The 11,664-nt window shown below is 72.7% G+C and carries 9 protein-coding genes; 4 read left to right on the top strand and 5 right to left on the bottom strand.

Annotation, left to right across the window (positions count from 1 at the left end; genetic code table 11):
* Nucleotides 1–216: 216 nt before the first annotated feature.
* Complete coding sequence (locus tag QYM41_RS03300) at nucleotides 217–1,173, top strand: diacylglycerol kinase family protein (protein WP_368798307.1); 957 nt, start codon at nucleotides 217–219, stop codon at nucleotides 1,171–1,173.
* 12 nt (nucleotides 1,174–1,185) lie between these two features.
* Here QYM41_RS03300 and QYM41_RS03295 read toward each other — a convergent pair whose 3' ends face one another.
* From QYM41_RS03295 to guaB1, 3 genes are all read right to left on the bottom strand, one after another.
* Nucleotides 1,186–2,268 carry a hemolysin family protein gene (locus tag QYM41_RS03295; protein WP_368798306.1) on the bottom strand — a complete coding sequence of 361 codons (1,083 nt, stop codon included), beginning with the start codon at nucleotides 2,266–2,268 and terminating at the stop codon, nucleotides 1,186–1,188.
* A complete protein-coding gene (locus QYM41_RS03290) occupies nucleotides 2,265–3,626 on the bottom strand; it encodes a hemolysin family protein (protein ID WP_368798305.1) in 1,362 nt (453 codons plus the stop codon). Before QYM41_RS03290 ends, QYM41_RS03295 begins: the two co-directional genes overlap by 4 nt.
* Before the next feature lie 188 nt (nucleotides 3,627–3,814).
* On the bottom strand, nucleotides 3,815–5,272 hold the full coding sequence (gene guaB1 / locus QYM41_RS03285; protein WP_368798304.1) for a GMP reductase: 1,458 nt from the start codon (nucleotides 5,270–5,272) through the stop codon (nucleotides 3,815–3,817).
* Nucleotides 5,273–5,542: 270 nt separating this feature from the next.
* On the opposite strand from guaB1, the gene QYM41_RS03280 reads away from it, so the two are divergent.
* The 3 genes from QYM41_RS03280 (at nucleotide 5,543) to QYM41_RS17940 (ending at nucleotide 10,329) form a co-directional block, all read left to right on the top strand.
* A complete protein-coding gene (locus QYM41_RS03280; protein WP_368798303.1) occupies nucleotides 5,543–9,385 on the top strand; it encodes a multifunctional oxoglutarate decarboxylase/oxoglutarate dehydrogenase thiamine pyrophosphate-binding subunit/dihydrolipoyllysine-residue succinyltransferase subunit in 3,843 nt (1,280 codons plus the stop codon).
* A gap of 135 nt (nucleotides 9,386–9,520) precedes the next feature.
* Nucleotides 9,521–10,120: a GDSL-type esterase/lipase family protein gene (locus QYM41_RS03275; protein ID WP_368798302.1), complete on the top strand. Its 600-nt coding sequence runs from the start codon at nucleotides 9,521–9,523 to the stop codon at nucleotides 10,118–10,120.
* 134 nt (nucleotides 10,121–10,254) lie between these two features.
* Nucleotides 10,255–10,329, top strand: a complete 75-nt coding sequence (locus tag QYM41_RS17940) for a 50S ribosomal protein bL37 (RefSeq protein WP_095343185.1) — start codon at nucleotides 10,255–10,257, stop codon at nucleotides 10,327–10,329.
* Nucleotides 10,330–10,444: 115 nt separating this feature from the next.
* On the opposite strand, the gene rsrA is transcribed toward QYM41_RS17940, so the two are convergent.
* Entirely contained in the window at nucleotides 10,445–10,711 is a 267-nt protein-coding gene (gene rsrA, locus QYM41_RS03265) for a mycothiol system anti-sigma-R factor (RefSeq protein WP_368798300.1), read from the bottom strand.
* Between the two features lie 2 nt (nucleotides 10,712–10,713).
* Nucleotides 10,714–11,382, bottom strand: a complete 669-nt coding sequence (locus QYM41_RS03260; RefSeq protein ID WP_368798299.1) for a sigma-70 family RNA polymerase sigma factor — start codon at nucleotides 11,380–11,382, stop codon at nucleotides 10,714–10,716.
* Between the last annotated feature and the right edge of the window lie 282 nt (nucleotides 11,383–11,664).

Genomic DNA, 11,664 nt, shown 5'->3' with positions numbered 1-11,664 from the left:
CGGGTCCCCAGGGCCGGGCGGGACGTGTCCGGCGCCGCTTGTTAAGCTGGTGCCGAGCCGCAGCACCGGCGACGGGAGGACGAGGCGTGAGCGTGCGCACCAGCGGGGGTGGGGCCGGGAGGCCCCGCGGCACCCGGCAGCGCCGTGCCGCCCCCGGGGTCCTCCCGGGCGCCGGGGCGGACCGGCCGGTGCGCAGCGCCGGTCCGCGGCGGGCCGATGGCTGAGCCCGCCCCGACCCGCGGCGTCTTCGTCCTCGCGGTCAATCCGAGCGCCGGGCGCGGCCGCGCCCTGGCCGACGCCCACCGGGCCGCGGACCTGCTGCGCACCGGCGGCGACGAGGCCGTGGTGCTCTGCGCCGAGGACCTCCCCGCCCTGCTGACGCTGGTCCGCGCCCGGCTGCGGGAGGACGCCCCCGCCGTCCGGGCCCTCGTGGTCGTGGGCGGGGACGGGATGGCCCAGGCCGGACTCGGGCTGCTCGTGGAGCTCGCCGGGCAGGGTCTGGACGTCCCGCTGGGCGTGGTGCCGTGCGGGACCGGCAACGACCTGGCCCGTCACCTCCGCATTCCGCTGCGGGACCCGGAGGCCGCGGCCGGGCGGATCCTGCGCCGGCTCGACGACCCGCGGCCGCGCCGGCTCGACGTCGGCCGCGCCCGCTTCGCCGACGGCCGCACCCGCCACTTCGCGACCGCCCTGTGCGCGGGGTTCGACGCCGTGGTCAACGAGCGCGCCAACCGGTGGCTGCGCCCGAGCGGATCCGCCAAGTACCTGCTCGCCGTCCTGGTGGAGATCCTGCGGCTGCGCACCGTCCGCTACCGGCTCGGGATCGAGGACGCCGCCGGACGGCACCGCACCGAGCACCGGGACGGGGTCCTGCTCAACGTCGCCAACACCTCGTCGGTCGGGGGCGGGCTGCCCATCGTGCCCGGCGCGCGGGAGGACGACGGGCTGCTGGAGCTCTTCACCGTGGCCCCGCTGGGGCGGGTCCGCTTCCTGGTCCTGTTCCCCCGGCTGTTCTCGGGCCGGCACGTGGCGCTGGAGAGCGTGCGGATCGAGCGGGTCCGCTCGGTGGACGTGGACGCCGCCGGCGTCACCGCCTACGCCGACGGCGAGCGGCTCGGTCCGCTGCCCGTGCGCGTGGACGTGCTCCCGGGCGCGGTACGCGTCCTGGCCTGAGCCCGCGCCCGCTCAGCGCGGCGGCTCCGAGGTGTCCACCCGGTCCCCCCGGCGCTGCCGGCGGTCCTGGGTGGTGTCGCGGATCTCGCCCACCAGCTCCTCGATGACGTCCTCGAGGAACAGCACGCCCAGGGTCTGCCCGCCGGTGTCGACCACGCGCGCCAGGTGCGAGCCCGTGCGCTGCATGGCCGCCAGCGCGTCGTCGATCTCGATGCCGGGGCGCAGGTTGGCCAGCGAGCGCACGCGGGTGACCGGCACCGGCTCGTTGTAGCGGCTCTCCGGGATCGAGAGCACGTCCTTGATGTGCAGGTACCCGTTGAGCTCGCCGTCGTCCTCCCGGAGGGCGAAGCGGGAGAAGCCCGTGCGGGCCACCGCCTTCTCGACCTCCGCCGCGGACACGTCCTCGGGCAGCGTCACGAGCTCGTGCAGGGGCACCATGACGTCGGCGGTGCGCTTGGAGGAGAACTCGAGGGCGCCGGACAGCAGACCCGTCTGGTCCGCCACGGTGCCCTCCTTCGTCGACTCCGCCACGATGGACTGCAGCTCGTCGAGGGTGAAGGTCGAGGAGACCTCGTCCTTCGGCTCGATGCCCATCAGCTTCAGGACGTGGTTCGCCGACCAGTTCAGCGTGGCGATGACCGGGCCGACGGCGCGGGAGACGAGCACGAGCGGCGGCGCCAGCAGCAGCACCGCGCGGTCGGCGGCCGAGACCGACATGTTCTTGGGGACCATCTCCCCGAACACCACGTGCAGGAAGGTGACCACGACCAGGGCCGTGAGGAACCCGCTGACGTCGGCGACCTCGGCCGGCACGCCCACGTGCTCCAGCGGGCCGGAGACGATGTGGTGCAGCGCGGGCTCGGAGATGTTGAGGATCAGCAGCGAGCACACGGTGATGCCCAGCTGGCAGCAGGCCAGCATGAGGGACACGTGCTCCATCGCGTACAGCGCGGTCCGGGCCCGCTTGTTGCCGTCCTCGGCCAGGGGCTCGATCTGGCTGCGGCGCGCGGACATGACGGCGAACTCGCCGCCCACGAAGAAGGCGTTGCCCGCGAGGAGCACCACGAGCCACGCCAGGCCTGCCGCGTCGCTCATCGTGCCTCACCCTCCCGAGCGCCCTTCCCGCCGGCACCGGGGGCGGCGTCCTCGTCCCCGTCCGGGGCGGGGACGAAGCGGATGCGGTCCACGCGGCGTCCCTCCATCCGGGCGACCTCGAGCAGCCCGCCCTGGACGGGGACCACGTCCCCGGGCCTCGGGATCTGCCCGAGCCGGTCCATCATGAACCCGCCCATCGTCTCGTAGGCGGGGCCGTCCTCGATGTCGAGCTCCGTGATCTGCTCGGACACCTCGTCCGGGCGCATCAGGCCGGGGAAGTACCACTCGCCGGACGCGGACTGCAGGGCGCCGAGGCTGAGCCGGTCGTGCTCGTCGGAGACCTCCCCGACCACCTCCTCCACGAGGTCCTCGAGGGTCACGACGCCGGCGGTGCCGCCCCACTCGTCGACGACCACGGCCATCTGCAGCCCGCCGGAGCGCAGTTGCACGAGCAGCGAGTCCAGGTGCACGGTCTCGGGCACCCGCAGCACGTCCTCCATGATCGCCCCGCACTCCAGGGCGGCGCGGCGCTCCGACGGGACGGCCACGGCCTTCTTGACGTGGACCACGCCCCGGACGTCGTCCGGGGAGTCGTCCATCACGGGGAACCGGGAGTGCCCGGTGCGGGAGGCCACGGCCACGACGTCCGCCACGGACTCGTGGGAGTCGAGCATCTGCACGCGGATCCGGGGCGTCATCACGTCCGCGGCCGTCCGCTCCGCGAAGGTGAGGGTCTTGGCGACGAACGCGGCCGTGCCGGCGTCCAGGGTGCCCATCTTCGCCGACCGGCGGACCATCGAGGACAGCTCCTCCGGGGAGCGTGCGCCCGAGAGCTCCTCCTTGGCCTCCATGCCGAACAGGTGCAGGACGCGGTTGGCCACGCCGTTGAGCGTGACGACGAACGGCTTGAAGACGGCCGTGAACACCAGCTGGGGCCGGGCCACCAGCCGGCCCACCCGGAAGGCCTCGGCGATGGCCCAGTTCTTGGGCACGAGCTCGCCGAGCAGCATGGACAGCAGGGTGGAGATGAGCATCGACAGGGCCAGGGTCGCCCCGCCGGCGGCCGCCACGGACAGCCCGGTGAGCTCGGCGATCGGCTCCCGCAGGAAGGACTGCAGCGCCAGGTCCAGGGTGTAGCCGGTGAGCAGGGTGGTCAGCGTGATCCCGAGCTGGCAGCTCGACAGCTGCGTGGACAGGGAGCGCAGGCACTTGAGCAGCGGTTCCGCGGCCCGGTCGCCCTCGGCGATCGCCCGGCGCACGGTGGTCTGGTCGAGGGCCACCAGGGAGAACTCCACGGCCACGAAGAAGCCCGTGCCGAGGATCAGGAGCAGACCCGCCGCCAGGAGCAGCCATTCCATCAGGAGCGGCCTCCCGTGGCGGCCCGGGACGCAGGGCCGGGGCGGGCAGGGGCCGTGCGGCCGGGGTGGGGGACGGTGGGTGCGCCGGCTCGGGGGCCGCGGCGGAGGAGTCCGCGGCCGGGCCGGCGACTACTGAAGGAGTCCATGAGGGCTCCAGCGTACCGGAGCCGGGCCCTGCCCGCGCGTGCTCACGACCAGCTGACGGCGCGCGCCCTGCCCTCCTCGTAGCCGGAGGCGGACTGGATGCCGACCACCGCGCGGGACGCGAACTGCTCGAGGGTCGTGGCCCCGGCGTAGGTCATCGAGCTGCGCACCCCGGCGGTGATCTGGTCCACCAGGTCCTCCACCCCGGGCCGCGCGGGATCGAGGTACATCTTGGAGCTCGAGATGCCCTCCTCGAACAGGCCCTTGCGGGCCCGGGCGAAGGCGCCCTCGCCGCGGGTGCGCTCGCGCACGGCGCGGGTGGAGGCCATGCCGAAGCTCTCCTTGTACATCCGCCCGTCGGCGTCCACGTTCAGCTCGCCGGGGCCCTCGTGGGTGCCGGCGAACCACGAGCCCACCATCACCTGGCTGGCCCCGGCCGCGAGCGCGAGGGCGACGTCCCGGGGGTGCTTCACCCCGCCGTCGGCCCAGACGTGCCGGCCCAGCCCGGCGGCGGCCTCGGCGCACTCCAGCACGGCGGAGAACTGCGGCCGGCCCACGGCGGTCATCATCCGGGTGGTGCACATCGCCCCGGGACCCACCCCGACCTTCACGATGTCCGCGCCGGCGTCGACGAGGTCCTGGACGCCGTCGGCGGTGACCACGTTGCCCGCCACCACGGGCACGTCGGGGGCCGCCGCGCGCACCTGCTCGAGGGCCTCCACCATCTTGCGCTGGTGCCCGTGGGCGGTGTCGACGACCAGGACGTCCACGCCGGCGTCGAGCAGCGCCCTGGCCTTGCCGCGCACGTCCCCGTTGATGCCCACGGCGGCGCCCACCCGCAGCCGGCCGGAGCCGTCCAGCGCGGGGGTGTAGATCGTGGAGCGCACCGCGCCCTTGCGGGTCAGCACGCCCACGACCGTGTCCCCGTCCAGCACGGGCGCCACGTGGGCGCGGGTCTGGGTCAGCCGGTCGTAGGCGGCGGCGAGGACGTCGTCCCCGGACCCGGCCCGAACCTCCGCGAGGGTGAACACCGGGGCGTCGGTGCGCATGATCGAGCCGAGCTGGCTGAAGCGGTCCACCTCGGCGCAGTCCGCCGCGAGCACCACCCCGCGGTAGGACCGGCCCGGCCCGCACACCACCACGGCCCCGTGGGGGCGCTTGTGCATGATGCCCAGGGCGTCGTGGACGGTGTCCTCGGCGCCGAGGACCACCGGCGTCTCGAAGCGGGGCGAACGGTCCTTGACCCAGGACGTGACCTCGGCGATGACGTCGAGCGGGATGTCCTGCGGGAGGATCCCCAGCCCGCCGCGCCGGGCGAGCGTCTCGACCATCCGGCGGCCGGTGACCGCCGTCATGTTCGCGGCCACGAGCGGCACCGTGGTGCCCGTGCCGTCCCGGGGGCTGAGGTCGACGTCGAAGCGGGAGGTGACCCGGGAGCTCGAGGGGACGAGGAAGACGTCGCTGTAGGTCAGGTCGGAGGTGGGGGTGTTGAGAAAGCGCACGCGCGCCAGTCTAGCCGGGGGCCCGCGACACGCCCGCCGGGGCGCGGCGGCGGACTAGCCATGCCGCCGCGGGGATCACTAGACTCGCCGGAGGTACGGCCGCGCCCGGCCGACGACCGTCCGGCCGGCCCGGAGGCGGACGCCGGCGGCTGCCGAGGGAGACGGCCGCCGACGAACACCGGCGGCGGGTCCGGACGCTACCGGGACCGACACTGTGGAGACCGGGCAGACGGCCTCCACGCGATCAACCATGGAAGAGGCGTATTCCCCGTGCCACATCAGCCACAGCATCCCATCCCTGAAGAATTCGCAGGTAACGAGTGGCTCGTCGACGAACTGTTCGAGAAGTACCGGACGGACAAGAACTCGGTGGACGAGAAGTGGTGGCCCATCTTCGAGTCGATGAGCGCTGACAACGGCACCGGCGCGGAGCAGCCGGGCTCCGCCCCGGCGGCGAGGACCGCGGAACCGGCGCCCTCCCCCGCGAAGCCCCGGGCCGCTGCCGCCCCGAAGCCCCCCGCGGCCCCGAAGTCCGCCCCCGCCGAGCGGGCCGCCCCGGCGGCGAAGCCCGCGGCGGCACCGGCCCCCACGAAGTCCGGGGCGAAGGCCGAGGGCCGGCCCGAGACCGACCAGGGTGAGACGGAGTCCACCGAGGCGAAGAAGCCCATCCCGGCCCAGCCCGCCCGCGCCCGCGCCACGGCCCCGAACCACGACGCGCCGGCCGAGGACAGGGTCGTCAAGCTGCGCGGGCCCGCCAAGGCCGTGGCCGCCAACATGGACGCGTCCCTGACCGTGCCCACCGCCACCACGGTCCGCGCTGTCCCGGCGAAGCTGCTGATCGACAACCGCATCGTGATCAACAGCCACCTCGCCCGCAACCGCGGTGGCAAGGTGTCCTTCACGCACCTGATCGGCTACGCCGTGATCAAGGCGCTGGCCAACTACCCCTCGCAGAACGTCGTCTACGACGAGCAGGACGGCAAGCCCGTGGCGGTGCACCCCGCGCACGTGAACTTCGGCATCGCCATCGACATCCCCAACAAGGACGGCTCCCGCAACCTCGTGGTGCCGAACATCAAGGGCGCCGAGGACATGTCCTTCATGCAGTTCTGGACCGCGTACGAGGACGTCGTCCGCCGCGCGCGCGCCAACGAGCTGACCATGGAGGACTACCAGGGCACCACGGTCTCGCTGACCAACCCGGGCGGCATCGGCACGGTCCACTCGGTGCCCCGGCTGTCGAAGGGCCAGGCGTGCATCGTGGGCGTGGGCGCCCTCGACCACCCGGCCGAGTACCGCGGCTCCTCCCCCAAGACCATCGCCCGCCACGCGGTCTCGAAGATCATCACGCTGACCTCGACCTACGACCACCGCGTCATCCAGGGCGCCGGCTCCGGCGAGTTCCTGCGGCTGATCGAGTCCTACCTGCTGGGCGGGGACGACTTCTACGACGAGATCTTCGAAGCCCTGCGGATCCCCTACGAGCCCGTGCGCTGGGCCGTGGACAACCAGGTCAACCCCGAGATCCAGGTCAACAAGGTCGCCCGGATCCAGCAGCTCATCCACGCCTACCGCGTGCGCGGCCACCTCATGGCGGACACCAACCCGCTCGAGTACGTGATGCGCAAGCACCCGGACCTCGACATCCGCACCTACGGGCTGTCCCTGTGGGACCTCGAGCGCGAGTGGCCCACCGGGGGCTTCGGCGGCGCGGACGTGCTGAGCCTGCGCACCATCCTGGGCAGGCTGCGGGACGCCTACTGCCGGACCCTCGGCGTGGAGTACATGCACCTCCAGGAGCCCGAGGAGCGCGAGTGGTTCCAGGACCACCTCGAGCACGGCTACCAGAAGCCCAGCCGCGAGGAGCAGTTCCGCATCCTCGGCCGGCTCAACGCCGCCGAGGCGTTCGAGACGTTCCTGCAGACCAAGTACGTGGGCCAGAAGCGGTTCTCCCTCGAGGGCGGCGAGTCCCTGATCCCACTGCTGGACGAGATCATCTCGGACGCCGCGGACAGCGGTCTCGCGGGCGTGGGCATCGCCATGGCCCACCGAGGCCGGCTCAACGTGCTCACCAACATCGCGGGCAAGTCCTACGCCCAGGTCTTCCGCGAGTTCGAGGGCAGCCAGGACCCGCGCACCACCGAGGGCTCCGGCGACGTGAAGTACCACCTGGGCACGGAGGGCTCCTTCACCTCCGACAACGGCAACGAGACCCAGGTCTACCTGGCGGCCAACCCCTCGCACCTCGAGGCGGCCGACCCGGTCATCGAGGGCATCGCCCGCGCCAAGACCGACGTCCTGGGCGCCGGGCCCGAGGGCGACGGCACGTACCCCGTGCTGCCGATCCAGGTGCACGGCGACGCCGCCTTCGCCGGTCAGGGCGTCGTCGCGGAGGTCCTGCAGATGGCGCTGCTGCCCGGCTACACGGTCGGCGGGACCATCCACGTGGTCGTGAACAACCAGGTGGGCTTCACCACGGCCCCGGCCGCCGCCCGCTCCACCACCTACGCCACGGACATCGCCAAGGGCCTCCAGGCCCCGATCTTCCACGTCAACGCGGACGACCCCGAGGCCGTCACGCACGTGGGCCAGATGGCGTTCGCGTACCGGCAGACGTTCCACAAGGACGTCATCATCGACCTCGTGTGCTACCGGCGCCGCGGCCACAACGAGGGCGACGACCCCTCGATGACCCAGCCGCTGATGTACAACCTCATCGAGGAGAAGCGCTCCACCCGCAAGATCTACACCGAGAACCTCGTGGGGCGCGGGGACATCACCCAGGAGGAGGCCGACCGGGCGCTGAAGGACTACCAGGAGCGGCTGGAGCGGGTCTTCGCCGAGACCCACGAGGCGCAGACCTCCTCCATCCCCCTGGTCACCGGGGACTCCGCGGCCATCTCGAACATCGAGCGGCCCTCCGCCCAGCAGGCGGACTCCGGGGTCTCCATCCCGCGCACCACGGCGATCTCCACCGAGGCCGCCCAGCGGATCGGCGCCGTGCACACGGAGGTCCCCGAGGACTTCACGGTGCACAAGAAGCTGCGCAAGCTGCTCGAGCGCCGCGAGGCGATGACCCGCGAGGGCGGGGTCGACTGGGGCATGGGCGAGCTCATGGCCTTCGGCTCCCTGATGATGGAGGGCATCCCGGTGCGGATGTCCGGCCAGGACGTCCGGCGCGGGACCTTCACCCAGCGCCACGCGGTGTTCTACGACGCCGGCACGGGCACGGAGTGGACCCCGCTCAACCACCTCTCCGGCGACCAGGCCCAGCTGGCGATCTACAACTCGCTGCTCTCCGAGTACGGGGTGCTGGGCTTCGAGTACGGCTACTCCGTGGAGCGGCCCGACGCGCTGACCGTCTGGGAGGCGCAGTTCGGGGACTTCGTCAACGGCGCCCAGATCATCCTGGACGAGTTCGTCTCCTCCGCCGAGCAGAAGTGGGGCCAGCGGTCCTCGCTGGTCATGCTCCTGCCGCACGGCTTCGAGGGCCAGGGCCCGGACCACTCCTCGGCCCGCATCGAGCGGTTCCTGACGCTGTGCGCCGAGAAGAACATGGTGGTGGCCAACCCGTCGACGCCGGCGAACCACTTCCACCTGCTGCGCCGGCAGGCCTACAGCCGCCCGCGCAAGCCGCTGGTGGTGGCCACGCCGAAGCAGCTGCTGCGCCTCAAGGCGGCGGCGTCCCCCATCGAGGAGTTCACCTCCGGGGCGTTCCGCCCGGTGATCGGGGACCAGGCCGGGCTCGAGGCCTCCGAGGTCACGGACGTGGTGCTGGTCTCCGGCCGGCTCTACTACGACCTCGCCGCGGCGCGCGAGGAGCGCAAGGACCGCACGACGGCGATCGTGCGGGTGGAGCAGCTCTACCCGCTGCCGCTCGCGGAGCTGCGGGAGGAGCTGGGCAAGTACCCGGAGGCCCGGCTCACCTGGGCCCAGGACGAACCCGCCAACCAGGGCGCCTGGCCCTTCATGGCGGTCAATCTGGTGCCGCAGCTCGACCGGCGGGTGCGCCTGGCGTCCCGGCCCGCGTCCGCGTCCCCGGCCAACGGCTCGGCCAAGCGCCACGCGGCCGAGCTCGAGACCCTGGTGCAGACGGCCTTCGAGCGCGACTGAGTCCGTCCCGGGAGGGCGGGGGCCCGTGCCCCTGCCCTCCCGCACGTCCCCAGCGAGTCCGGCGCCGGTCCGTGCCCACGGGCCGGCGCCGCTCGTTCCCCCCGACATCACGCACCCCCGAGCAGAAAGAACGACGTGGAGCAACGAAGGATCAGAATTGTCGCAGTCGGTGACGAGCTGCTGGCCGGCGAGGGCGACCCCCGGGGCCTCGGCTGGTTCGGGCGGGTCATGGCCCGGACCCCGCACCACGTGGTCCCGGTGTCCGCGTACAACCTGGCGGCGCCCGGCGAGGGCAGCGAGTCGCTGAACGAGCGCTGGTTCGAGGAGGCGGCCCGCCGGTTCTCCGGGGGCCACGACAACCGGCTGGTCATCGCGCCCTCCACCCTGGACATCGACCTGTCCATCACCAGCGCGCGGTCCCGGCTCAACATGGCCAACATCATCGACACCGCGTCCCAGCACAACGTGCGGGTGCTCGTCGTCGGTCCCCCGCCCACGCTGGACGCCGAGCGCAACCGCCGGATCGCGGACCTCTCGGCCGCCTACGCGGACGTCACCACCCGCCGCAACCACGTCTACGTGGACACGTTCAACCCGCTGCAGCACCACGAGCAGTGGCGCAAGGACCTCGCGGCGAACCACGGCCACCCCGGCCAGGCCGGCTACGGGCTGATGGCCTGGCTGGTGCTGCACCGGGGCTGGTACGACTGGCTGGACCTGCCCGAACCCCAGTGAGACCCGCCCGCCCGGCGTGTGACACAATGGCGGGCAGTGCCCCGTCCCGCCGCCGGAGCCCACCGGTGCGTGCGGGAGCGGACGCCGACACCCACGATCCGCCGCGGGCGACCGCGGACAGACAGGAGGCTCGCATGAGCAAGCGCGGACGCAAGCGCAAGGACCGCCGCAAGGGCGGCGCCAACCACGGCAAGCGCCCCAACGCCTGAGGTCCTTCCCGGACCCCGGCGACCGCCGTGACGGAAGGGCCCCGGACCGCTCAGCGGTCCGGGGCCCTTCCGTGTGCCCGGCCCGGGGCGGAGCCACCGCTCCGGGAGGCCGTGCTCAGGCGGCCGGCGGGTCCTGGCGCTGCCCGTGCAGCCGGGCGAGGATCGAGACCCGCAGGTCGGCGGGAGCGGTCTCCGCGCAGGAGCGCCGGACCACGGAGCGGATCACGCACTCGAGGTCGTACTCCCGGGCGCACTCCCGGCACTCGAGGAGATGGCCGTGGATCTCGTCGAGGTCGTCCGCCGGGAGCACCCCGTCCAGGTACTCGTAGATCAGGCGGATCCTCTCGTCGGTGCAGCCTCCGTGGCTCTCGCAGTCGGCCATGTCTACTGGTCCTTTTCCTTCTTCTTGTCGCCGGTCACCCTGGACGTGTCGAAACCGCGCTCGGCCGCGTAGTCGGCGAGCTTCTCGCGCAGCAGCTTCCGCCCGCGGTGCAGGCGGGACATCACCGTCCCGATCGGCGTGTCCATGATCTCGGAGATCTCCTTGTAGGCGAAGCCCTCCACGTCGGAGAAGTACACGGCGAGGCGGAACTCCTCCGGCAGCTCCTGCAGGGCCCTCTTGACGTCGCTGTCCGGCAAGTGGTCCAGGGCCTCGACCTCCGCGGAGCGCAGCCCCGAGGACGTGTGGGACTCGGCGCGGTGCAGCTGCCAGTCCTCGACGGTGTCCGTGTTCGCCTGCAGCGGCTCGCGCTGCCGCTTCCGGTAGAGGTTGATGTACGTGTTGGTGAGGATGCGGTACAGCCACGCCTTGAGGTTCGTGCCCGGCTTGTACTGGTGGAACGCCGAGAAGGCCTTCGTGTAGGCCTCCTGCACCAGGTCCTCCGCGTCGGCCGGGTTGCGCGCCATGCGCAGGGCGGCGGCGTAGAGCTGGTCCACGTACTCCATGGCGTCCTGCTCGAAGCGCGCCTTCCGGGCCTCGGGGCTCTCGGTCTCGACGTCGACGGGAGGCTCGGTGCGCTGGGGGGCGGCCCCCGGCTGGTTCTGCTCGTTCATCACGGACCAGTCTACGGGGACGTGCGCGGGGACCTGCTCGAGAACGCTCGCGGGGGCGGTGATGACTGCTCCTCTCCCCCGGCCGTGCGGGTCCGTTCGCTGGGCTGTGCTGCTGTGGGCTGTGCTGCTGTGGGCTGTGGTGCTGTGCGCTGTGCTACGCCGTCGTCCCGCCGCTGCGGGCCGCCGGTCGCTGTCCTGCACAACGGGGGACACGGTGGCGCCTATTCCCGGCCCGCCGCCCGAACGACCACCCCCGGTGCGGTCCCCGTGGCTAGGATGGGA

This window comes from Kocuria oxytropis, from assembly GCF_040981195.1.
Classification (GTDB): Bacteria; Actinomycetota; Actinomycetes; order Actinomycetales; family Micrococcaceae; genus Kocuria; species Kocuria oxytropis.
This window is presented reverse-complemented; position numbering and strand designations above follow the sequence as displayed.

Coding starts and splice junctions, on each gene's coding strand:
- QYM41_RS03300 (WP_368798307.1), top strand. CDS start 217: ATGGCTGAGCCCGCCCCGACCCGCGGCGTCTTCGTCCTCGCGGTCAAT.
- QYM41_RS03295 (WP_368798306.1), bottom strand. CDS start 2,268: ATGAGCGACGCGGCAGGCCTGGCGTGGCTCGTGGTGCTCCTCGCGGGC.
- QYM41_RS03290 (WP_368798305.1), bottom strand. CDS start 3,626: ATGGAATGGCTGCTCCTGGCGGCGGGTCTGCTCCTGATCCTCGGCACG.
- rsrA (WP_368798300.1), bottom strand. CDS start 10,711: ATGGCCGACTGCGAGAGCCACGGAGGCTGCACCGACGAGAGGATCCGC.
- QYM41_RS03260 (WP_368798299.1), bottom strand. CDS start 11,382: ATGAACGAGCAGAACCAGCCGGGGGCCGCCCCCCAGCGCACCGAGCCT.